This window comes from Streptomyces sp. NPDC056144, from assembly GCF_042264145.1.
In the GTDB taxonomy this organism is placed as follows: domain Bacteria; phylum Actinomycetota; class Actinomycetes; order Streptomycetales; family Streptomycetaceae; genus Streptomyces.
Window position 1 is genome coordinate 581688 of the sequence record NZ_JBHJVF010000003.1, and the last position, 21384, is coordinate 603071.

General features: G+C 71.6%; 20 protein-coding genes. 15 read left to right on the forward strand and 5 right to left on the reverse strand.

Features of this window, described 5'->3' with window-relative positions:
- The first annotated feature begins 12 nt into the window (after nt 1-12).
- From rsmD to mutM, 7 genes are all read left to right on the forward strand, one after another.
- Nucleotides 13-594, forward strand: a complete 582-nt coding sequence (rsmD, locus tag ACFC0Z_RS13490) for a 16S rRNA (guanine(966)-N(2))-methyltransferase RsmD (protein ID WP_376436324.1) — start codon at nt 13-15, stop codon at nt 592-594.
- 26 nt (nt 595-620) lie between these two features.
- Complete coding sequence (gene coaD / locus ACFC0Z_RS13495; protein ID WP_376436695.1) at nt 621-1100, forward strand: pantetheine-phosphate adenylyltransferase; 480 nt, start codon at nt 621-623, stop codon at nt 1098-1100.
- A 110-nt stretch (nt 1101-1210) separates the two neighbouring features.
- Nucleotides 1211-2299, forward strand: coding sequence for a cell division initiation protein (locus ACFC0Z_RS13500; RefSeq protein ID WP_376436327.1), 1089 nt, complete (start codon nt 1211-1213; stop codon nt 2297-2299).
- Nucleotides 2300-2439: 140 nt separating this feature from the next.
- The gene (locus ACFC0Z_RS13505; protein WP_376436698.1) at nt 2440-3102 is read left to right on the forward strand and encodes a DUF177 domain-containing protein; all 663 of its coding nucleotides are present in this window, start codon (nt 2440-2442) and stop codon (nt 3100-3102) included.
- A 2-nt stretch (nt 3103-3104) separates the two neighbouring features.
- A complete protein-coding gene (rpmF, locus tag ACFC0Z_RS13510) occupies nt 3105-3278 on the forward strand; it encodes a 50S ribosomal protein L32 (RefSeq protein ID WP_015036448.1) in 174 nt (57 codons plus the stop codon).
- A gap of 19 nt (nt 3279-3297) precedes the next feature.
- A complete protein-coding gene (gene rnc / locus ACFC0Z_RS13515) occupies nt 3298-4101 on the forward strand; it encodes a ribonuclease III (RefSeq protein WP_376436330.1) in 804 nt (267 codons plus the stop codon).
- A 130-nt stretch (nt 4102-4231) separates the two neighbouring features.
- Nucleotides 4232-5086 carry a bifunctional DNA-formamidopyrimidine glycosylase/DNA-(apurinic or apyrimidinic site) lyase gene (gene mutM / locus ACFC0Z_RS13520; RefSeq protein WP_376436333.1) on the forward strand — a complete coding sequence of 285 codons (855 nt, stop codon included), beginning with the start codon at nt 4232-4234 and terminating at the stop codon, nt 5084-5086.
- On the opposite strand, the gene ACFC0Z_RS13525 is transcribed toward mutM, so the two are convergent.
- Nucleotides 5083-5466, reverse strand: coding sequence for a winged helix-turn-helix transcriptional regulator (locus ACFC0Z_RS13525; RefSeq protein WP_376436336.1), 384 nt, complete (start codon nt 5464-5466; stop codon nt 5083-5085). The two genes, mutM and ACFC0Z_RS13525, sit on opposite strands and share 4 nt — an antisense overlap.
- A 57-nt stretch (nt 5467-5523) precedes the next feature.
- Nucleotides 5524-6510 carry a CAP domain-containing protein gene (locus ACFC0Z_RS13530; protein WP_376436339.1) on the reverse strand — a complete coding sequence of 329 codons (987 nt, stop codon included), beginning with the start codon at nt 6508-6510 and terminating at the stop codon, nt 5524-5526.
- A gap of 201 nt (nt 6511-6711) precedes the next feature.
- On the opposite strand from ACFC0Z_RS13530, the gene ACFC0Z_RS13535 reads away from it, so the two are divergent.
- From ACFC0Z_RS13535 to ACFC0Z_RS13550, 4 genes are all read left to right on the forward strand, one after another.
- Nucleotides 6712-6993 carry an acylphosphatase gene (locus tag ACFC0Z_RS13535; protein ID WP_376436341.1) on the forward strand — a complete coding sequence of 94 codons (282 nt, stop codon included), beginning with the start codon at nt 6712-6714 and terminating at the stop codon, nt 6991-6993.
- Between the two features lie 388 nt (nt 6994-7381).
- Nucleotides 7382-7600 carry a hypothetical protein gene (locus tag ACFC0Z_RS13540; RefSeq protein ID WP_055641131.1) on the forward strand — a complete coding sequence of 73 codons (219 nt, stop codon included), beginning with the start codon at nt 7382-7384 and terminating at the stop codon, nt 7598-7600.
- Between the two features lie 169 nt (nt 7601-7769).
- Complete coding sequence (gene smc, locus ACFC0Z_RS13545) at nt 7770-11345, forward strand: chromosome segregation protein SMC (RefSeq protein WP_376436345.1); 3576 nt, start codon at nt 7770-7772, stop codon at nt 11343-11345.
- A 75-nt stretch (nt 11346-11420) separates the two neighbouring features.
- Complete coding sequence (locus tag ACFC0Z_RS13550) at nt 11421-12854, forward strand: sugar porter family MFS transporter (RefSeq protein ID WP_376436348.1); 1434 nt, start codon at nt 11421-11423, stop codon at nt 12852-12854.
- A gap of 31 nt (nt 12855-12885) precedes the next feature.
- On the opposite strand, the gene ACFC0Z_RS13555 is transcribed toward ACFC0Z_RS13550, so the two are convergent.
- Nucleotides 12886-13857 carry an LLM class flavin-dependent oxidoreductase gene (locus ACFC0Z_RS13555; protein ID WP_376436351.1) on the reverse strand — a complete coding sequence of 324 codons (972 nt, stop codon included), beginning with the start codon at nt 13855-13857 and terminating at the stop codon, nt 12886-12888.
- 53 nt (nt 13858-13910) lie between these two features.
- Nucleotides 13911-15407: a cytosine permease gene (locus tag ACFC0Z_RS13560; RefSeq protein ID WP_376436354.1), complete on the reverse strand. Its 1497-nt coding sequence runs from the start codon at nt 15405-15407 to the stop codon at nt 13911-13913.
- Between the two features lie 85 nt (nt 15408-15492).
- Between ACFC0Z_RS13560 and ftsY the strand changes: the two genes are divergently transcribed.
- Nucleotides 15493-16743: a signal recognition particle-docking protein FtsY gene (gene ftsY / locus ACFC0Z_RS13565; protein WP_376436357.1), complete on the forward strand. Its 1251-nt coding sequence runs from the start codon at nt 15493-15495 to the stop codon at nt 16741-16743.
- Between the two features lie 79 nt (nt 16744-16822).
- On the opposite strand, the gene ACFC0Z_RS13570 is transcribed toward ftsY, so the two are convergent.
- Complete coding sequence (locus ACFC0Z_RS13570) at nt 16823-17476, reverse strand: bifunctional DNA primase/polymerase (protein ID WP_376436359.1); 654 nt, start codon at nt 17474-17476, stop codon at nt 16823-16825.
- 425 nt (nt 17477-17901) lie between these two features.
- Between ACFC0Z_RS13570 and ACFC0Z_RS13575 the strand changes: the two genes are divergently transcribed.
- The 3 genes from ACFC0Z_RS13575 to ACFC0Z_RS13585 all read left to right on the forward strand — a co-directional run bounded on the left by ACFC0Z_RS13575 (nt 17902) and on the right by ACFC0Z_RS13585 (nt 21377).
- The gene (locus ACFC0Z_RS13575; RefSeq protein WP_376436701.1) at nt 17902-19383 is read left to right on the forward strand and encodes a hypothetical protein; all 1482 of its coding nucleotides are present in this window, start codon (nt 17902-17904) and stop codon (nt 19381-19383) included.
- A gap of 312 nt (nt 19384-19695) precedes the next feature.
- Complete coding sequence (locus ACFC0Z_RS13580) at nt 19696-21042, forward strand: ammonium transporter (RefSeq protein ID WP_376436362.1); 1347 nt, start codon at nt 19696-19698, stop codon at nt 21040-21042.
- Entirely contained in the window at nt 21039-21377 is a 339-nt protein-coding gene (locus ACFC0Z_RS13585) for a P-II family nitrogen regulator (protein ID WP_015036464.1), read from the forward strand. The genes ACFC0Z_RS13580 and ACFC0Z_RS13585 overlap by 4 nt, the downstream gene beginning before the upstream one ends.
- Nucleotides 21378-21384 lie beyond the last annotated feature (7 nt).

Below are 21384 nucleotides of genomic sequence, written 5' to 3' on the forward strand. Positions count from 1 at the left end.
ACGAGGACACCGATGACCCGCGTGATCGCCGGTACCGCCGGCGGACGGCGCCTGGCCGTGCCCCCCGGCAACGGCACCCGCCCCACATCCGACCGGGCACGGGAAGGCCTCTTCTCCACCTGGGAGGCGTTCCACGGTCTCGACGGGGCCCGGGTCGCCGACCTGTACGCGGGCTCCGGCGCCGTCGGCCTCGAAGCGCTCTCGCGCGGCGCGGCCCATGCCCTGCTCGTCGAGGCCGAGCCCCGCGCCGCCAAGACGATCCGCGACAACATGACGAGCCTCGGTCTCCCCGGCGCCGAGCTCAGGTCCGGCAAAGCGGAGCAGATCGTGACGGGACCGGCCCCCGCCGATCCGTACGACCTGGTCTTCCTCGACCCGCCCTACGCCGTCTCGGACGACGATCTCCGCGAGATCCTCCTCACACTGCGCACCGGGGGCTGGTTGAGCGAGGATGCCCTCGTCACCGTGGAGCGCAGCACCCGAGGCGGAGAATTCGGCTGGCCGGAGGGATTCGCACCACTGCGGTCCCGTCGCTACGGCGAGGGAACGTTTTGGTACGGTCGCGCCGCCTCTACGTGCGAAGACGCACGATGACCGGACCGGAGAGCGAGGGACCAAAGTTGCGCCGCGCCGTCTGTCCGGGGTCGTTCGACCCCATCACCAACGGACATCTCGACATCATCGCCCGAGCCTCCAAGCTGTACGACGTCGTACACGTCGCGGTGATGATCAACCAGTCCAAGCAGGGACTGTTCACGGTCGACGAGCGGATCGAGCTGATCCGCGAGGTCACCGCCGACTTCGGCAACGTCGAGGTGGAGTCCTTCCACGGACTGCTCGTCGACTTCTGCAAGCAGCGGGACATCCCGGCGATCGTCAAGGGCCTGCGCGCGGTCAGCGACTTCGACTACGAGTTGCAGATGGCGCAGATGAACAACGGCCTCTCGGGCGTGGAGACCCTGTTCGTCCCCACCAACCCGACGTACAGCTTCCTCTCCTCCTCCCTGGTCAAGGAGGTGGCGGCCTGGGGCGGCGACGTCTCGCACCTCGTCCCGCCGTCCGTCCTGCCGCGGCTCACCGAGCGCCTCGGGGAGAAGTGACACGCGGCCACCGCCGCTGACGCTCCGTCACCTGGTGTCGGACGGGCTCCGACTGCCCTTACAGTCGTCCCGTCCGTCTCCATCCAGCTGTAGAGAGTGGCGAGCACCCGGTGGACGTGCAGAAGAAGCTCGACGAGATCGTCGCGACCGTGCAGAACGCCCGTTCCATGCCGATGTCGGCGTCCTGTGTGGTCAACCGGGCCGAGCTGCTCGCCCTGCTCGACGAGGTGCGGGAGGCCCTGCCCGGCTCCCTCGCCCAGGCCCAGGAGCTGATCGGCGGCCGGGAGCAGCTGGTCGAGCAGGCCCGCCAGGAGGCCGAGCGGATCATCGAGGCCGCCCACGCCGAGCGCGGCTCGATCGTCTCCGACACCCAGGTCGCCCGGGAGTCCCAGGGCGAGGCCGACCGGATCCTCGCCGAGGCCCGCCGCGAGGCCGAGGAGGTCCGGGCCGAGGCCGACGACTACGTCGACTCCAAGCTCGCCAACTTCGAGGTCGTCCTCAACAAGACCATCGGGTCCGTCGACCGGGGCCGCGAGAAGCTCCTCGGCCGGGGCCCCGGCCTCGACGCCGACGGTTACGCGGACGAGGACGCCCCCGAGTACAGCGCGGACCCCCAGACGCTGATCCGGCGGGCCGACGAGTACGTGGACGCCAAGCTGGGCGCCTTCGAGGCCGTCCTCAGCAAGACCCTGGAGGCCGTCGGCCGCGGCCGGCAGAAGCTGCACGGCCGGATCGCCACCGACGCCCTCGGCGAGCACATGGCCGCGCAGGACGGCCTCGCCGGCGCGGTCCACACCAGCGACGCCGACTACCTGGCCGGCCTCGCGGAGCTCGCCGACCCGCAGCCGGTCCAGATCCCCGCGCAGATGCCCGCGCAGGCCCCGGAGCCGGTCGCGGCCCAGCAGGACCCCTACGGGTACCCGCAGCAGCCGCAGCAGGACCCGGGCTACGGCTACCAGCAGCCCGACCCGTACGCGTACCAGCAGCAGCCGGACCCCTACTCCGTTGCGAGCAACGGCTCCACCGGAGCGGCTTACGCCGCGCCCTATGACGGTCAGTACGGCTACGAGCAGCAGCAGCCGCCCCAGTACGCTCCCCAGGTTCCGCAGCACCCGGCCGCCTCGCTCGACGAGACCAGTTTCTTCGACACGGGCATGATCGATCTCGAGCAGTTGCGCCGGTACGAGCAGGGGCAGTAATGGGGCCGAGGTCCCGGATTGGGCCCTGAGCGAAGCGTCCAGTATCCTGGCTCTTCGGTCGCGCGTATTCCGCGATCTCTGCTGCCCAACGTCTGGCAGCCCCCCCTCACGATTCGTTCGATCCGAAAGCAGGAAGAGCCCTGAGCACGCGCCTCGACCACCGCAACCCCCTCGTGTTCGACACACACGAGCTGGGGCGGCGTCCTGGTGCCCTCCAGCGGATCTCGCGTTCGGTCGAGGCGCCCGGCGGTTCCGCCGCCTTCGGCGTCGAAGGGGTCATCGGAGTGCCCGAGGGCTCTTCGGTGGACATCGATCTCCGTCTTGAGTCGGTCATGGAAGGGGTGCTTGTCACAGGCACCGCCCGTGCATCGGCCGAGGGGGAGTGCGTAAGGTGTCTGGAGCCCGTCGAGCTCGAGCTCGACGTGGACTTCCAGGAGATGTTCTCGTACCCCGACTCCGACGACCGGGGCCGCTCCAAGGCGGCCGCGGAAGACGAAGACGAGGAACGCGAGGACATGACCCCCCTCGAGGACGGCATGTTCGACCTCGAACCTCTGCTGCGTGATGCGGTGGTGCTCGCACTGCCGATGCAGCCGGTGTGCCGGGAAGACTGTGCGGGTCTGTGCTCCGAATGTGGAGCCGACCTGAACGAGGACCCGGACCACCACCATGATGCCGTCGACGCCCGTTGGGCGGCATTGCAAGGACTCGCCGGTTCGCTGGGAACCGATGAGAAGGACAACATGAGCGGCAAAGCCTCTGACGGGGACGTCCGAAGCGCCGCCGAGAAGCAGGAGAAGTAGCCGTGGCTGTTCCGAAGCGGAAGATGTCGCGCAGCAACACGCGCCACCGCCGGTCGCAGTGGAAGGCTGCGGTCCCCACCCTGGTTTCGTGTGAGCGTTGCCAGGAGCCGAAGCTGCAGCACATCGCGTGCCCGAGCTGCGGCACCTACAACAAGCGCCAGGTCCTCTCGGTCTGAGTGGCTGGTGAGAGGCACGATGTCTGAGAACATCAGCGCAGCCTCGTCCCACACGCTTCTGGAAGGGCGGCTCGGGTATCAGCTCGAGTCCGCCCTTCTGGTGCGTGCGCTGACCCACCGTTCGTACGCGTACGAGAACGGCGGTCTGCCCACCAACGAGCGTCTGGAGTTCCTCGGGGACTCCGTGCTCGGCCTGGTGGTCACGGACACGCTGTACCGCACCCACCCCGACCTGCCCGAAGGCCAGCTGGCCAAGCTGCGGGCCGCGGTGGTCAACTCGCGTGCGCTGGCGGAGGTCGGCCGCGGCCTCGAACTCGGCTCCTTCATCCGGCTCGGCCGGGGCGAAGAGGGCACGGGTGGCCGGGACAAGGCCTCCATCCTCGCCGACACCCTTGAAGCGGTGATCGGCGCGGTCTATCTCGACCAGGGCCTCGAAGCGGCCGGCGAGCTGGTGCACCGGCTCTTCGACCCGCTGATCGAGAAGTCCTCGAACCTCGGTGCCGGACTGGACTGGAAGACCAGCCTCCAGGAGCTCACCGCGGCCGAGGGCCTGGGTGTGCCGGAGTACCTCGTCTCCGAAGAGGGCCCGGACCACGAGAAGGTCTTCACTGCTGCCGCCCGCGTCGGTGGTGTCTCGTACGGCACCGGCACCGGCCGCAGCAAGAAGGAAGCGGAACAGCAGGCCGCCGAGTCGGCGTGGCGCGCGATCCGCGCGGCCGCCGACGAGCGCGCGGCCGCGGCGAAGGCCGCGGCCGAGGCCGGCACGACGGGCCAGGGCGCCGAGCCCGACGCCCCGTCGGCGGAGGACCGGGCGTCGGCCTGACGGCCGTCCCCGCCCCGAAGCCTCGCTTCCCGAGAACCCCGTCCCCGGACGGGGTTCTCGTCTTTTCCCCGAGCGGGCGCCGGTAGGGTTGGCTGGACCACTGTCCAGGCAAGACCGTCGGAGGAGTCCCGTGCCCGAGCTGCCCGAGGTCGAGGTCGTCCGGCGCGGACTGGAACGCTGGGTCGCCGGGCGGACCGTGGCCGAGGTCGAGGTGCTGCACCCCCGGGCCGTACGCCGTCATCCGGCGGGCGGCGCGGACTTCGCGGCCCGGCTGAGGGGGCGGCGGTTCGAGGCGCCGATGCGGCGCGGCAAGTACCTCTGGGTGCCGCTCGCGGAGACCGGAACGGCCGTGCTCGGGCACCTCGGAATGAGCGGACAGCTGCTCGTGCAGCCGGAGGACGCCCCCGACGAGAAGCACCTGAGGATCCGCGTCCGCTTCGAGGACGCCACCGGTACGGAGCTCCGCTTCGTCGACCAGCGCACCTTCGGCGGGCTCTCGCTCCACGACCAGACCCCGGACGGTCTCCCGGACGTCATCGCGCACATCGCGCGCGACCCGCTGGACCCCGAGTTCGACGAGGACGCCTTCCACAGCGCGCTGCGGCAGCGGCGTACGACGGTCAAGCGGGCGCTCCTCGACCAGTCGCTGATCAGCGGCGTCGGGAACATCTACGCGGACGAGGCCCTCTGGCGTTCCAAGCTGCACTACGAGCGGCCCACGGCCACCCTCACCCGGCCGCGCTCCGCGGAGCTCCTCGGGCACGCGAGGGACGTGATGACCGAGGCGCTCGCCGTCGGCGGCACGACCTTCGACAGCCTGTACGTGAACGTGAACGGCGAGTCGGGCTACTTCGACCGCTCCCTCGATGCCTACGGGCGCGAGGACGAGCCGTGCCACCGGTGCGGTACGCCGATGCGCCGGCGTCCCTGGATGAACCGGTCCAGCTACTTCTGCCCCCGCTGCCAGCGACCGCCGCGCCCCTAGGGCGTGAGCGCCGCGCGCTTCGCGTCGTACTGCTCGCGGGCCGCCTCGACCTCGTCCATGCGGCCCTCGACGAGCCCGATCAGGCCGACGAGGCGCTCCGCGACCTCGCGGCCGAGCGGGGTGAGCCGGTAGTCGACCCGCGGCGGGTTGGTGGGCTGCGCCTCGCGGTGGACCAGGCCGTCGCGCTCCAGGGCCTGGAGGGTCTGCGACAGCATCTTCTCGCTGACGCCGTCGACCCGGCGCCGCAGCTCGTTGAAGCGGAACGTCCCGTCGTACAGGGCGCCGAGGGTCAGACTGCCCCAGCGGCCCGTCACGTGCCCCAGCGTGTCGCGCGAGGGACAGGCGCGCGCGAACACGTCGTAGGCGGAGTCGTCAGTCATGTCTTCCAGCGTACGCACGCACAGCGCTTACGAAAAGTTAGCGCGCGCCCGGGAGGCTCAGCGGCCGAAGTCCTGGGTCCACCACGGGCCGCCGTCGCCGAACTCCACGCCGACGCCGAGGGTGGTGAACTCGCAGTTCAGGATGTTGGCGCGGTGGCCGTCGCTGTTCATCCAGGAGGTCATCACGGCCGCCGCGTCCACCTGGCCGCGCGCGATGTTCTCGCCGGCCAGGTTGGCTATGCCCGCCTGCTCGGCGCGGTTCCACGGCGTGGCGCCGTCGGGGTCCGTGTGGTCGAAGAAGTTCCGCGCCTCCATGTCCGCGCTGAACGCCCGGGCCAGGCCCGCGAGCCGCGCGTCCGCGCTGACCGGGGAGCAGCCCACCTTGGCGCGCTCGACGTTCACCAGGCGGAGCACCTCCGCCTCGGCGGCGTCGGCGCGGTCGGCCGTGGACCCGGCGGCGGTCGTCCCGGCCGTGGTCTCGGCGGTCGGCTCGGCCGTGGGGGCGGGCGGCTGCGTCGAGGGCGCGACCGAGACCTTCGGGGTCACGGGCGCGGCGGCCGCCGTCTTGGACGGGGTCGGCCGGGGGGCGGCCTCGGCGCTCCGCTCCGCCGACGGCTCGGCGCTCGGCGTCGCACTGGCCTCGGCGCTCGGGGTCGCGCTGGCCTTCGCGCTCGGCTTCGTGGAAGGGGAGGCGGTCTTCGTTCCGCCCGCGCCCGTTCCGCCCGTGCCCGTCCCGCTCACGCCGCCGGACTCGCCGGCCGGGGTGCGGGTGGCCCCGCCCTGCGTGGTCAGCTCGGGGGCCTGCCGGGACGGTTCCGGGCGCTCGGCCGTGGCGGTGGAGCCGACGGTGAAGGTGTCCCCGCCGGGCAGCAGACCCGAGGCGACGGCCGCGGCTCCCACGGCGACGGCGGCGGTGGCGCCGAGGAGACCGGTGCGCACGGGGGTCACCCGCCGCTTGCGGCGGTCACCCCGGTGCCGACGGCCCGTGCCGGCCGCGTAGTCTTCTGCGGCGGGCTCGGCGCCGGAGCGACGGTGGCGTCCCATCTGCCTGCCTTCCTCTGCGGATCTCCGCCGGTCATCGGCGACCTTTGCGGGGGTGTTTGCTGATATTTGCTACCTGCACACATCGGCGCGGCAGTCGAATGGCGCGCGCCCGAACGGGTGAGGCGCATTCCGTCGGGACTGTACGCGATGAGCGGCCGGGGTGACGTGCTCCTCGGGCAAGTCACCGGCTAGCGTGCGGGCATGAGTGACGACGTACGGATGACCGCCTGGGTACGCGGGCGAGTGCAGGGAGTGGGCTTCCGCTGGTTCACCAGGGCAAACGCACTGGAGATCGGCGGCCTGGTCGGCTTCGCCCTGAACCTCGACGACGGCCGGGTGCAGGTGGTGGCCGAGGGGCCGAGTGAGAATTGCCACCGTCTTCTCGACTGGCTCAGGACCGGCGACACGCCCGGACGCGTGGACGGCGTGACGGAGATATGGGGCACACCGCGCGGCGGATACGAGGGCTTCGCCATCCGCTGACGACTCCGCCGGCGACGCCCCTCCGGTCACCCGGAGAGGCGTCGGGCGCACCCGCGGTGACGGGGGCTCCGCAGGAGAAACCCGCTGGTGGTTGCCAAGTTCCACGCGTCGTGGAAGGCTGCCCGGTAAGGATGATCGCCACGCCCTGAGGGGCCGGGTCGAGAGACGCCGCAGCGTGCCGCGCGGCCACCGTCTCCCCGGACGCCCCTGCGAACGGGGCGTGATCGTGTTGACCGTCAAACTTTTTGGTGAGACTCTGGAAGCCCCGCGCACCTTAGCTGTTTGGCAGTAGAGAACCGGCACGATGTACTGCCGAGCACCGCGGGTGCGAATCCCTCACGACCCACACCGCAATCGGTCGGTCACTCAGTGTGGAGGACCATCCATCATGGCAAAGGCGCTTCTCGGTTACGTCGGCGGCTCCGACCCGCGACTCCTCGCCGAGATGCGACGGCTTCAGCAGCGCGTCCAGGACCTGGAATCCGAGCTGGTACGGATCCAGTCCGAGAACGACACGCTCGCGGCTGCCGCCGCTCAGCACCAGGGAGAGTCGCTGCTCGACAGCATCGACCTCGACGTACCCCAGGCGGAGCCCGCGCTCACCTGACACCAACCCAGCCCCCCGGGGCCAGGTGAGCTGGACAGCCGGACCGCTGTACAGCTGGATATGCAAGGGGCGCCTCGGCGTCCCTTCTGTCTTTCCACCCCCTCCTCACCCGAGGATCTTCCCTACACCTTCGCGAGTGAAACGCGTGTGCCCCGGTAAAGTCCCCGGGGTGCACCTCAAGGCCCTGACCCTCCGTGGTTTCAAATCGTTCGCTTCGGCCACCACCCTGCGGTTCGAACCCGGAATCACCTGCGTCGTGGGTCCCAACGGATCCGGCAAGTCCAACGTCGTGGACGCGCTGTCCTGGGTCATGGGCGAGCAGGGCGCCAAGTCGCTGCGCGGCGGCAAGATGGAGGACGTCATCTTCGCCGGCACGACCGGGCGCCCGCCGCTCGGCCGCGCCGAGGTCTCGCTGACCATCGACAACTCCGACGGCGCGCTGCCGATCGACTACGCCGAGGTCACCATCACCCGGATCATGTTCCGGGGCGGCAGCAGCGAGTACCAGATCAACGGCGACACCTGCCGGCTCCTCGACATCCAGGACCTGCTGTCCGACTCCGGCATCGGCCGCGAGATGCACGTCATCGTCGGACAGGGCCAGCTCGACTCCGTCCTGCACGCCGACCCGATGGGCCGCCGCGCCTTCATCGAGGAGGCGTCCGGCGTCCTCAAGCACCGCAAGCGCAAGGAGAAGGCGCTGCGGAAGCTCGACGCGATGCAGGCCAACCTCGCGCGCGTGCAGGACCTCGCCGACGAACTCCGCCGCCAGCTCAAGCCCCTCGGCCGGCAGGCCGCCGTCGCCCGCCGCGCCGTCGTCATCCAGGCCGACCTGCGCGACGCCCGGCTCCGGATCCTCGCCGACGACCTCGTACAGCTGCGGACCGCGCTGAACGCCGAGGTCGCCGACGAGGCCGCGCTGCTCGCGCGCAAGGAGGCCACCGAGGCCGAGCTGACGGCCGCGCTCGCCCGCGAGGCGGAGCTCGAGGCGGAGACCCTGGCCCTCGCGCCCCGGCTCGAGCACGCCCGGCAGAGCTGGCACGACCTCTCGCAGCTCGCCGAACGGGTCCGCGGCACGATCTCGCTCGCCGACGCGCGCGTGAAGAGCGCCGCCGACGCCCCCGCCGAGGAGCGGCGCGGCCGCGACCCCGAGGACCTGGAGCGCGAGGCCGCCCGGATCCGCGAGGAGGAGGCCGAGCTCGAAGCCGCCCTGGAGGCCGCCGAACGGGCCCTGGAGGAGGCCGTCGCCCGCCGCGCCGAGCTCGAACGCGCCCTCGCCTCCGAGGAGCGCCGCCTCAAGGACGCCGCCCGCGCCATCGCCGACCGCCGCGAGGGCCTCGCCCGGCTCCAGGGCCAGGTCGGCGCCGCCCGCTCGCGCGCCGCCGCCGCCCAGGCCGAGATCGACCGTCTCACCGCCGCCCGCGACGAGGCGGGGGAGCGGGCGGTCACCGCCCAGGAGGAGTACGAGCAGCTCGCCGCCGAGGTCGAGGAGCTGGGCGCCGCCGAGGGTGAGCAGGGCACGCGGTACGAGGAGGCCCGCCGCGAACTCGCCGAGGCCGAGGCCGCGTTGGGCGCCGCCCGCGAGGAGCTCGGCGCCGCCGAACGCGCCCGGGCCGCGACCCGCGCCCGCCACGAGACCCTCGCCCTCGGCCTGCGCCGCAAGGACGGCACGGGCGCGCTGCTCGCCGCCGGACTCACCGGTCTCCTCGGCCCCGCCGCCGAACTCCTCTCCGTCACGCCCGGACACGAGATCCCCGTCGCCGCCGCCCTCGGCGCGGCCGCCGACGCCGTCGCCGCCACCGGACCCACCGCCGCCGCCGACGCCCTGCGCCTCCTGCGCAAGCAGGACGCGGGCCGCGCCACCCTGCTCCTGACCGGCCCGGAGGAGGGGTACGCGGGGTACACGGGGTACGCGCCGTCGGCGCCCGTCGCCGTCCCGGAATCCGCGACGCCCGTCGCCCGGCTCGTCACCGGGCCCGAAGAACTCGTCGGAGCCGTACGCCGGCTGCTCGACGGGATCGTCCTCGTCGAGGACCTCGCCGCCGCCGAGGACCTGGTCCGCTCGCACCCCGGCCTGACCGCCGTCACGGCCGAAGGCGACCTGCTCGGCGCCCACTTCGCGCAGGGAGGCTCCGCCGGAGCGCCCAGCCTCCTCGAAGTCCAGGCCTCCGTGGCCGAGGCCGCCGCCGAGCTCGACGAGCTGGCCGGGCGCTGCGAGAAGGCCGAGGCCGCGCAGCGGGAGGCCGAGGAGCGGCGCCGTACCGCCACCGCGCTCGTCGAGGAGCTCGACGCCCTGCGCCGTACCGCCGAGCGCGAGAAGTCCGCCGTCGCCAAGGAGCTCGGCCGGCTCGGCGGGCAGGCCAGGGCCGCGGCGGGGGAGGCCGAGCGGACCGCCGCCGCCGTCGCCCGCGCCCAGGACTCCCTGGAGAAGGCGATCGGCGACGCCGAGGAGCTGGCCGAACGGCTGCTCGTCGCCGAGGAGGCGGGTGACGGGGACGACGAGCCCGACACCTCCGTCCGCGACACCCTCGCCGCCGACGGCACCCTCGCGCGCCAGACCGAGATGGAGTCCCGGCTCCAGGCCCGTACCCACGAGGAGCGGGTCAAGGGGCTCGCCGGACGCGCCGACTCGCTCGACCGGGCCGCCCGCGCCGAACGCGAGGCACGCGCGCGTGCCGAACAGCGCCGGGTCCGCCTGAAGCACGAGCGCCGGGTCGCGACCGCCGTCGCCGCCGGCGCCCGCGGGCTCCTCGCCCACGTCGAGGTCTCCCTCGGCCGCGCCGACCGCGAGCGGGCCGCCGCCCAGGCGGCCCGGGCCGACCGCGAGCAGGGCCTCACCGCCGCCCGCTCCCGCGCCCGCGACCTCAAGGGCGACCTCGACAAGCTCACCGACTCCGTCCACCGGGGCGAGGTCCTCGGCGCGGAGAAGCGGCTGCGGATCGAGCAGCTGGAGGGCAAGGCCCTGGAGGAGTTCGGCGTCGAGGCGCCCGACCTCGTCGCCGAGTACGGCCCCGACCAGCCCGTACCGCCGTCGCCGACCCCCGAGGGCGAGGCACCGGTGGACGAGGAGGGCAACCCGCTCCCGTCCCGGCCGTTCATCCGTTCGGAGCAGGAGAAGCGGCTCAAGTCGGCCGAGCGCGCCTACCACCAGCTCGGGAAGGTCAACCCGCTGGCCCTGGAGGAGTTCGCCGCCCTGGAGGAGCGCCACCAGTTCCTCTCCGAGCAGCTCGCGGACCTGCGCAAGACCCGCGCCGACCTCCTCCAGGTCGTGAAGGAGGTCGACGCCCGCGTCGAGCAGGTCTTCACCGAGGCCTACCGGGACACCGCCCGCGAGTTCGAGGGCGTCTTCTCGCGGCTCTTCCCCGGCGGCGAGGGCCGGCTCGTCCTCACCGACCCGGACAACATGCTCACCACCGGCGTCGACGTCGAGGCCCGCCCGCCGGGCAAGAAGGTCAAGCGGCTCTCGCTGCTCTCCGGCGGCGAGCGCTCGCTGACCGCCGTGGCGCTGCTCGTCGCGATCTTCAAGGCCCGCCCCAGCCCCTTCTACGTGATGGACGAGGTCGAGGCCGCGCTCGACGACACCAACCTCCAGCGGCTGATCGGGATCATGCGGGAGCTCCAGGAGTCCTCCCAGCTGATCGTGATCACCCACCAGAAGCGGACCATGGAGGTCGCGGACGCGCTGTACGGCGTGTCGATGCAGGGTGACGGCGTCTCGAAGGTCATCAGCCAGCGGCTGCGCTGAGACCGTCGGTCCGGGTGGTGGGCGGCGGGAAATCGTGCGCCACTGGGAGGGCTCGTACCCTCCCAGGGAGTCCAAGTGACCAACACCGCGCAGGCGCCCACGCCGCCGCCGTCCGAAGGCCGGGCGGCCCATCCCGACCACCTCGGCCACGTCATCTTCATCACGGCGTCCGCCGCGATGGGCGGCTTCCTCTTCGGCTACGACAGCTCCGTCATCAACGGAGCCGTCGAGGCCATCCGGGACCGCTACGACATCGGCTCCGCCACCCTCGCGCAGGTCATCGCCATCGCCCTGATCGGCTGTGCGATCGGCGCCGCGACCGCCGGCCGGATCGCCGACCGTATCGGCCGCATCCGCTGCATGCAGATCTCCGCCGTGCTCTTCGCCATCAGCGCCGTCGGCTCCGCCCTGCCCTTCGCCCTCTGGGACCTGGCGATGTGGCGGGTCATCGGCGGCTTCGCCATCGGCATGGCCTCGGTCATCGGCCCCGCCTACATCGCCGAGGTCGCCCCCGCCGCGTACCGCGGCCGCCTCGGCTCCTTCCAGCAGGCGGCGATCGTCATCGGCATCGCCATCTCCCAGCTGGTCAACTACGGCATCCTCCAGCTCGCCGACGGCGACCAGCGCGGCGAGATCGGCGGCCTGGAGGCCTGGCAGTGGATGCTCGGCGTGATGGTCGTCCCCGCGCTGCTCTACGGGATGCTCTCCTTCGCGATCCCCGAGTCCCCCCGCTTCCTCATCTCCGTCGGGAGGACCGAACGGGCCAAGGAGGTCCTCGCCGAGGTCGAGGGCCAGGGCGTCGACCTCGACCAGCGCGTGGCCGAGATCGACCGGGCCATGCGCAGCGAGCACAAGTCCACCTTCAAGGACCTGCTCGTCAGCGGCAGCAAGTACAAGCTCCTGCCGATCGTCTGGGTCGGCATCGGGCTCTCCGTCTTCCAGCAGCTCGTCGGCATCAACGTCGCCTTCTACTACTCGGCGACGCTCTGGCAGTCCGTCGGCATCGACCCGTCGAGCTCGTTCTTCTACTCGTTCACCACGTCCATCGTGAACATCGTCGGCACCGTGATCGCGATGGTCCTGGTCGACCGCGTCGGCCGCAAGCCGCTCGCCCTCGTCGGCTCCTGCGGCATGGCGATCGCCCTCGCCTTCGAAGCCTGGGCCTTCTCCGCCGACCTCGTCGACGGCAAGCTGCCCGAGACCCAGGGCGCCGTCGCCCTCGTCGCCGCCCACGTCTTCGTGCTCTTCTTCGCCCTCTCCTGGGGCGTCGTGGTCTGGGTCTTCCTCGGCGAGATGTTCCCCAACCGGATCCGCGCCGCCGCCCTCGGCGTCGCCGCCTCCGCGCAGTGGATCGCGAACTGGGCGATCACGGCCAGCTTCCCGTCCCTGTCGGACTGGAACCTCTCCGGCACGTACGTCATCTACACGGTCTTCGCCGTGCTCTCGATCCCCTTCGTGCTCAGGTACGTGAAGGAGACCAAGGGCAAGGCGCTGGAGGAGATGGGCTGACCCGGCCCTGGCGGTCGGGTCAGGGGGGGGCTCAGCCGGCGAGGCGGGGGAGCACGGCGTCGCAGAACAGCCGCAGGCTCCGCCACCCCTCCTCGACCGGCATCCCGCCGCACAGCGGGTGCAGCACCAGGCTCTCCAGGCCGAGCGCCACGCACTCGTCCGGCGTCACCACCCGGTACACGCCCTCCGCGCGCAGCTCCTCCACCGTCGTCGCCCCCGACCGGACCGCCGAGCGGATGTCCTTGGACTGCCAGGAGGCGTAGGTCCTGGCCTCGTGCAGGAAGTGCTCCCCGTACGCGTCCCAGGTCCGGTCCGGGTCCTCGGACACGTGCAGGAGGGGGGTCACCTCGGCCGGCATCATCGTCCAGCCCTCCGTCCCGTACTGCGCGCACCGCTCCCGGTAGTACGTCTCCAGCTCCGGCAGGTGCGCGGACGGGAAGAACGGCAGCCCGAGCCGGGCGGCCCGCCGCGCCGCCGCCTTCGAGGAGCCGCCGACGAGCAGCATCGGGTGCGGCTGGGAGAGCGGCCGCGGGGTGACCCGTACCGTACGGCCCTGATAGGTGAACGGCTCGCCCTTCCAGGCCGTCAGGAGGGTCTCCAGGAGCAGGTCCTGGAGCTTGCCGCGACGGCCCCAGTCGACCCCGCGCTCCTCGTACTCCTCCGGCCGGTAGCCGATGCCCGCGACCGTCACGAGCCGGCCGCCGCTCAGCAGGTCGAGGACGGCGATGTCCTCGGCGAGGCGGAGCGGGTCGTGCAGCGGGCCGATGATCGCCGAGACGGTGACGGCGATCCGCTCGGTCGCGCCGAAGACCGCGCCGGCGAAGGCGAAGGGGGAGGGCAGCCAGTTGTTCTCGACGCCGTGGTGCTCCTCGGTCTGGACCGTGTCGACGCCGTGGGTGTCGGCGTACGCGGACATGGCGAGGGCGGCCTTGTAGCGCTCGGAGAGGGACTCCGGAGTGGCTCCCGGATCGACGAGGTTGAACCGTACGACGCTGAACGGCATGGGAAAGTCCCCCTTCGCGGGTGCGCGGAAGGGGGACAGTATCTGACGTGTCGTCAGATGGAAACGGTCTCGTCGGGCTCGGGGGTCTCGTCGGACTCGACGGACTCGACGGACCCGGTGGCCTTCGCCGGGACGGCGGCCGGGGCCGTGCGCGGCAGCACCGCGTACAGCACACCGGCCACCACGATCGTGGCCGCCCAGCCGAGACCGTTCTCGCCGATCCAGGACGAGGCCAGCGGACCGGCGAACCAGTCGACCTTGGTGAACAGCAGACCCACGGCCAGGGCGACCGCCCACGCCGTCATCGCCTGCCAGGCATAGCCGCCCCGGTACCAGTACGCGCTGGTCCGGGTGGTGTCCATGAGCGCCACCGGGTCGTACGTCTTCCTGCGGAGCATGTCCACGCCGAAGACGCCGATCCACGCCGAGAAGGCCACCGCGAGCAGCGTGAGGAAGGAGATGAACGAGCCGATGAAGCTGGTCGCGACCACCATCAGGAGGAAGCCGAAGACCAGGCTGATGACCGCGTTCACGCTGACGGCCGCGGCCCGCGAGACCTTGATGCCGAGCGTCTGCGCGGTGAAGCCGGCCGAGTACATCGACATCGAGTTGATCAGGAGCATGCCGATCAGCGCGATCACCAGGTACGGCACGGAGATCCACATCGGCAGCAGCTCGCCGATGAAGGAGACCGGGTCCTGCGCCGAGGCCAGGTCGGGGGTGGAGACCGCCATGACCGCGCCCATCAGGACCATCGGGAGCACGACGATCCCGGCGCCGCCGATCGTCGAGCCGACCAGCGCCTTCGAGGAGGCCGTCCGGGGGAGGTAGCGGGTGAAGTCGGGGCCCGAGGGGACCCAGCTGATGCCGCCGGCGGCGATCGTGCCGATGCCCGCGACCATCATCGCCGTCGAACCGGCGGGCTTGGCGAAGACCGCGTCCCAGTCGGTGTTGGCCACCAGGTAGACGAGGACGAGCACCGAGAACGCGCCGAAGAGGTACGTGGACCACTTGCTGCACACCCGCAGCGCGTTGATCCCGAGGCCGGACACCAGGAAGGTGCAGGTGACGAAGAGCAGCAGCGTCACGATGATGAGGAACGTGTTCGACTTCACGCCGAAGAGCAGATCGAGGACGGTCAGCACCGCGTAGGCGCCGGTCACCGCGTTGATCGTCTCCCAGCCCCAGCGGGCCACCCAGATCAGCGCACCGGGAAAAAGGTTTCCTCGCTGACCGAAGACGGCCCGTGACAGCGCCATGCCCGGCGCGCCGCCCCGCTTGCCCGCGATCGAGATCAGGCCGACGATCCCGTACGAGATCACCGGCGCGACGACCGCCACGGCCAGGACCTGCCAGAAGTTCAGGCCGTTGAAGACGATCAGGCCCGCGCCCATCGTGAGCAGCAGCACACTGATGTTGGCCGCGACCCAGGTCGGGAAGAGCTCGCGGACCCTGCCGGTCCGCTCCGCGTCGGGGACGGGTTCGAGACCTCGGGTCTCCATGGCGCCGTCGTGCGTCGCGCCTGCGGCTTCGGAGGCGTCGTGGGGCATGGGGGTACTCCGTACGAATGTGGGGGGAGCCATCCAGGGTACGTGCTCCGCCTGTGCGGGGGTCGTGGCCGATACTGGACGGGTTATGGAACTCATCCTTGCTGTAGTCATCGCTCTGGTCGTCGCGGTCGCCGTGACGAGCGGGCTCGTGATCAGCGGCCGCAAGAAGAAGCAGCTGCCGCCGGCCGAGCCGCCGTCCACCACGCCGATCATCACCGCTCCGCCCGCCGAACCGCATGTCGGCGAGGAGGCGGAGACACCGCGGGAGGAACCACGCCGCACGGTCGAGGAGGTCGAACTCCCCGACGCGACGGCCCCCGAGGCCCCCGCCGCCGAAGCCCCGGCCGAGGAGGCCCCGGCCACCGTGGAGCCCGAGGCTCCCGAGGCCCCGGCCGCTCCGGAGATCGAGGTCCCCGAGCCCACCGCCGGCCGCCTCGTACGGCTCCGGGCCCGCCTCGCCCGCTCCCAGAACTCGCTCGGCAAGGGGCTGCTCACGCTCCTGTCCCGCGAGCACCTCGACGAGGACACCTGGGAGGAGATCGAGGAGACCCTTCTCACGGCCGACGTTGGCGTCGCCCCCACGCAGGAGCTCGTCGACCGGCTCCGCGAGCGGGTCAAGGTCCTCGGCACCCGCACCCCCGACGAGCTGCGCGCCCTGCTCCGCGAGGAGCTCGTCGCGCTCCTCGGCGACTACGACCGCACCGTGAGGACGGAGAGCCCCGAGGACACCCCGGGCGTCGTCATGGTCGTCGGCGTCAACGGCACCGGCAAGACCACCACCACCGGCAAGCTGGCCCGCGTCCTCGTCGCCGACGGCAAGTCCGTCGTCCTCGGCGCCGCCGACACCTTCCGCGCCGCCGCCGCCGACCAGCTCCAGACCTGGGGCGAGCGCGTCGGCGCCCGCACCGTCCGCGGCCCCGAGGGCGGCGACCCGGCGTCGATCGCCTTCGACGCGGTCAAGGAGGGCATCGCCGAGAAGGCCGACGTCGTCCTCATCGACACCGCCGGCCGTCTCCACACCAAGACCGGCCTCATGGACGAGCTCGGCAAGGTCAAGCGCGTCGTCGAGAAGCACGGCCCGCTCGACGAGATCCTCCTCGTCCTCGACGCCACCACCGGCCAGAACGGTCTGATCCAGGCCCGCGTCTTCGCCGAGGTCGTGGACGTCACCGGCATCGTCCTGACCAAGCTCGACGGCACCGCCAAGGGCGGCATCGTCGTCGCCGTCCAGCGCGAGCTGGGCGTCCCGGTCAAGCTGGTCGGCCTGGGCGAGGGCCCGGACGACCTGGCCCCCTTCGAGCCGGGCGCCTTCGTCGACGCCCTGATCGGCGACTGACCGCCGTACCGGCACACGCGTGAGGGCCCCCGCCGTGGGAAACGGCGGGGGCCCTCACGCGTCCACGGGTCCACGGGTGTCAGGCGCGCGTCCGGTGACAGATGTACGCGAGAGTGCCCAGCAGCAGCCGCGCCTGCGGCGGAGCGCCCGCCGTGTCCAGCGTCGGCGGGCGAAGCCAGCGCACCGGCCCGAGCCCGCCGAGGTCCGACGGGGGAGCGGTGACGTGCGTGCCGGGCCCCAGACAGTGCAGGTCCAGATCGGCGTCGTCCCAGCCCATCCGGTAGAGCAGCCGCGGCAGCTCGGCCGCCGCGCCCGGCGCCACGAAGAACCGCGCCCGCCCGGTCGGGGTCGCGCAGACCGGTCCCAGTGGCAGCCCCATCCGCTCCAGGCGCACCAGCGCCCGGCGGCCCGCCGCCTCCGCGACCTCCAGGACGTCGAAGAACCGGCCCACGGGCAGCAGCAGCGCCGCGCCCGGGTACTGGTCCCACGCCTTGACCGCGTCGTCGAGACCCGCGCCCGCGGGCACCGGTTCCGCGAAGGAGAGGGGGTGCGCCCCCGGAGCCGCGCACGCCGGATCCCCGCAGGAGCACCGGCCGGAGGCGGCGCGTGCTCCGGGGACCACGTCCCAGCCCCACAGTCCTGTGTACTCGGCCACCGCTGTGCACTCAGAGGTGCGCACGCGGCGGCGCGAGCCGGACCGCATCTCACGAATGCCGCCGATCGTGAAGCCCATGCCCCCTCCAACGGGTCGAACGCGCCGGTGGTTACGACCCGGAGGGTCCTCGTCACCTTCGGACACGGTCCGACGCCGTCCAGGGCGTGCGGTCGTGGGCGGGGTGGTGCGGGTCGTCGCGCGCGCCTCTCCGCGCATCCGTCCGCCAACTCCGGTTCGTCGCCTGTCAAGTGAATCGCGTTCCGTGGGAGGCGAGTTCATTCGAAGGGGTGGCGAATGGTGGCGTTTCTTGAATCGCCCTCACGGGAGGGGTGATCGTAGGATTACTTTCGGTACGCGAACCCGGGGCCACTCCGCGCGTGGGTATGCCGGAGGCAAGCCGGATTCCCGTTCGAAGGAGTGAGAACGCCGGACGGAAGCCCCCACGAGGCGGCATTCTGATAGGGCTTCGCATGACAGGCATTCAGGTGGATGGGGGCGTTCCAGTGGGCGGCAACGGCGCAGACGGTACGACTGCCGGCAAGCGCCCGAACGAGCAGCTGGGCTCATGGTTCGTGCGCAGCGGCTGGTCCAAGGGCGAACTGGCGCGGCAGGTGAACCGCAGGGCGCGCCAGATGGGCGCGCACCACATCTCGACCGACACCTCGCGCGTACGGCGCTGGCTCGACGGCGAGCAGCCGCGCGAGCCCATCCCGCGCATCCTCTCCGAGCTGTTCTCCGAGCGCTTCGGCTCCGTCGTCGCCGTCGAGGACCTCGGGCTGCGCACCGCCCACCAGTCCCCGTCGGTCTCCGGCGTCGACCTGCCCTGGGCCGGACCGCAGACCGTCGCCCTGCTCAGCGAGTTCTCCCGCAGCGACCTCATGCTGGCCCGGCGCGGCTTCCTCGGCTCCTCGCTCTCGCTCGCCGCCGGCCCCCAGCTCATCGAGCCGATGCAGCGCTGGCTCGTCCCCACCCCGGTCACCGAGATCGCGGTCCCGGAGATCGCGGCCCCCGACGGGCGGCGGCCCAACAAGCTCTCCGAGATCGAGCTCAACCTCCTCGAGTCCACCACCGCCATGTTCCGCAAGTGGGACGCCCAGTGCGGCGGCGGACTGCGCCGCAAGGCCGTCGTCGGCCAGCTCCACGAGGTCACCGACCTCCTCCAGGAGTCGCACCCGGCCGCCACCGCCAAGCGCCTCTTCACCTGCGCCGCCGAGCTCGCCGAGCTCGCCGGCTGGATGAGCTACGACGTGGGCCTCCAGCCCACCGCCCAGAAGTACTTCGTACTCGCCCTGCACGCCGCCAAGGAGGCCGGCGACAAGCCCCTCGGCTCGTACATCCTGTCGTCCATGAGCCGCCAGATGATCCACCTCGGCCGGCCCGACGACGCCCTCGAACTCATCCATCTGGCCCAGTACGGCAGTCGAGACTGCGCCACCGCCCGCACCCAGGCCATGCTGTATGCGATGGAGGCCCGCGCCTACGCCAACATGGGCCAGCCCTCCAAGTGCAAGAGGGCCGTCCGCATGGCCGAGGACACCTTCGCCGACGCCGGCCTCGACGGCGAGCCCGAGCCCGACTGGATCGGCTTCTTCTCCGAGGCCGAGCTCAACGGCGAGAACTCCCACTCCTACCGCGACCTCGCCTACGTCGCCGGACGCTCCCCGACCTACGCCTCGCTCGCCGAACCCGTCATGGAGCGGGCCGTCGAGCTCTTCGCGCAGGACCCCGACCACCAGCGGTCGTACGCCCTCAACCTCATCGGCATGGCCACCGTCCACCTCCTCAAGCGCGAGCCCGAGCAGTCCGTGGCCCTCGCCGAGAAGGCCCTCGGCGTCGCCCGCAGCATCCGCTCCGAGCGGGTCAACAACCGCCTCCGCAAGACCGTCGACCAGGCCGCCCGCAGCTTCGGCGACGTCGCCGAGGTCGTCCGGCTCACCGACAGCATCACCCAGCTCCTCCCCGAGGCGGCCGCCGAAGCCGTCTGACCCGCCCCCGGTCCCGGGGCCCCGCCCCGAGACCCCGCACAGACCCCGGCCGCGCCGGACGTCCCGTACAACCCGACTCGGCTCCCCCGCCGCAAGGTCAACGGACGCCCCGCGCGGCCGGTTTTGTCGTCCCAGGACCGTTCACGGCCGCGTAACACGCCTCACACCTTCGTCACCGTCGCGAAACATCGAGCGGCATCGGCCGAAACCGCGCTGCGCGAATCTCTGGCCCATAACCGGCCACGCCCCTCAACGGCCGACCGCTCCCCGGCCCCGCCCCGCACAGGCCGCTTCGACGACGAGGAGACGCCGATGGCACCAGCCATCACGACCCTGGCAGCAGACGCCCCCGAGCTGTCCGCCGCCAACACCGGGTTCATGCTCATCTGCTCCGCCCTGGTCATGCTGATGACCCCGGCACTCGCCTTCTTCTACGGAGGCATGGTCCGCGTCAAGTCCACGCTGAACATGCTGATGATGAGCTTCATCAGCCTCGGCATCGTCACGATCCTCTGGGTGCTCTTCGGCTTCAGCATGGCCTTCGGCACCGACATCGGCTCGATCGTCGGCTGGTCCTCCGAGTACGTCGGCCTCAGCGGCATCGGCATCACCGAGCTCTGGGACGGCTACACCATCCCGGTCTATGTCTTCGCCGTCTTCCAGCTGATGTTCGCGATCATCACCCCCGCGCTCATCAGCGGCGCCCTCGCCGACCGCGTCAAGTTCACCGCCTGGGCGCTCTTCATCACCCTCTGGGTCACGGTCGTCTACTTCCCCGTCGCCCACTGGGTCTGGGGCGCGGGCGGCTGGCTCTTCGAGATGGGCGTCATCGACTTCGCCGGCGGCACCGCCGTCCACATCAACGCGGGCGCGGCCGCCCTCGGCGTCATCCTCGTCATCGGCAAGCGCGTCGGCTTCAAGAAGGACCCGATGCGCCCGCACAGCCTCCCGCTGGTCATGCTCGGCGCCGGTCTCCTCTGGTTCGGCTGGTTCGGCTTCAACGCCGGCTCGTGGCTCGGCAACGACGACGGCGTCGGCGCCGTGATGTTCGTCAACACCCAGGTCGCCACCGCCGCCGCCATGCTCGCCTGGCTCGCGTACGAGAAGATCCGCCACGGCTCCTTCACCACCCTCGGCGCCGCCTCCGGCGCGGTCGCCGGCCTCGTCGCCATCACCCCGTCCGGCGGCGCCGTGAGCCCGCTCGGCGCGATCGCCGTCGGCGCCATCGCCGGTCTCGCCTGCGCCATGGCCGTCGGCCTCAAGTACAAGTTCGGCTACGACGACTCCCTCGACGTCGTCGGCGTCCACCTCGTCGGCGGTGTCATCGGCTCCCTGCTCGTCGGCTTCTTCGCCACCGGCGGCGTCCAGTCCGACGCCAAGGGCCTCTTCTACGGCGGCGGCCTCGACCAGCTCGGCAAGCAGGCGGTCGGCGTCTTCGCCGTCCTCGCCTACTCCCTGATCGCCTCCGCGCTCCTCGCCCTGATCATCGACAAGACGATGGGCATGCGGGTCAGCGAGGACGACGAGGTCTCCGGCATCGACCAGGTCGAGCACGCCGAGACCGCCTACGACTTCAGCGGCGCCGGCGGCGGCGTCACGGGACGCGGCACCGCCGTACCCGCCCCGGTCGTCACGGAGAACAAGAAGGTGGACGCATGAAGCTCATCACCGCGGTCGTGAAGCCGCACCGGCTCGACGAGATCAAGGAGGCCCTCCAGGCCTTCGGGGTCCACGGCCTGACCGTCACCGAGGCCAGCGGATACGGACGCCAGCGCGGCCACACCGAGGTCTACCGCGGCGCCGAGTACACCGTCGACCTCGTCCCCAAGATCCGCATCGAGGTCCTCGTCGAGGACGAGGACGCCGAACAGCTCATCGACGTCGTCGTGAAGGCCGCCCGAACCGGCAAGATCGGAGACGGCAAGGTGTGGAGCGTGCCGGTCGAGACCGCCGTACGGGTCCGCACCGGCGAGCGCGGTCCGGACGCACTGTAAGCACACG

Bases quoted from the DNA above. Each gene is read 5' to 3' on its own strand.
- rsmD (WP_376436324.1), top strand. From the start codon at position 13: ATGACCCGCGTGATCGCCGGTACCGCCGGCGGACGGCGCCTGGCCGTG.
- rnc (WP_376436330.1), top strand. From the start codon at position 3,298: ATGTCTGAGAACATCAGCGCAGCCTCGTCCCACACGCTTCTGGAAGGG.
- ACFC0Z_RS13525 (WP_376436336.1), bottom strand. From the start codon at position 5,466: ATGACTGACGACTCCGCCTACGACGTGTTCGCGCGCGCCTGTCCCTCG.
- ACFC0Z_RS13530 (WP_376436339.1), bottom strand. From the start codon at position 6,510: ATGGGACGCCACCGTCGCTCCGGCGCCGAGCCCGCCGCAGAAGACTAC.
- ACFC0Z_RS13535 (WP_376436341.1), top strand. From the start codon at position 6,712: ATGAGTGACGACGTACGGATGACCGCCTGGGTACGCGGGCGAGTGCAG.
- ACFC0Z_RS13540 (WP_055641131.1), top strand. From the start codon at position 7,382: ATGGCAAAGGCGCTTCTCGGTTACGTCGGCGGCTCCGACCCGCGACTC.
- ACFC0Z_RS13555 (WP_376436351.1), bottom strand. From the start codon at position 13,857: ATGCCGTTCAGCGTCGTACGGTTCAACCTCGTCGATCCGGGAGCCACT.
- ACFC0Z_RS13560 (WP_376436354.1), bottom strand. From the start codon at position 15,407: ATGCCCCACGACGCCTCCGAAGCCGCAGGCGCGACGCACGACGGCGCC.
- ftsY (WP_376436357.1), top strand. From the start codon at position 15,493: ATGGAACTCATCCTTGCTGTAGTCATCGCTCTGGTCGTCGCGGTCGCC.
- ACFC0Z_RS13570 (WP_376436359.1), bottom strand. From the start codon at position 17,476: ATGGGCTTCACGATCGGCGGCATTCGTGAGATGCGGTCCGGCTCGCGC.
- ACFC0Z_RS13580 (WP_376436362.1), top strand. From the start codon at position 19,696: ATGGCACCAGCCATCACGACCCTGGCAGCAGACGCCCCCGAGCTGTCC.
- ACFC0Z_RS13585 (WP_015036464.1), top strand. From the start codon at position 21,039: ATGAAGCTCATCACCGCGGTCGTGAAGCCGCACCGGCTCGACGAGATC.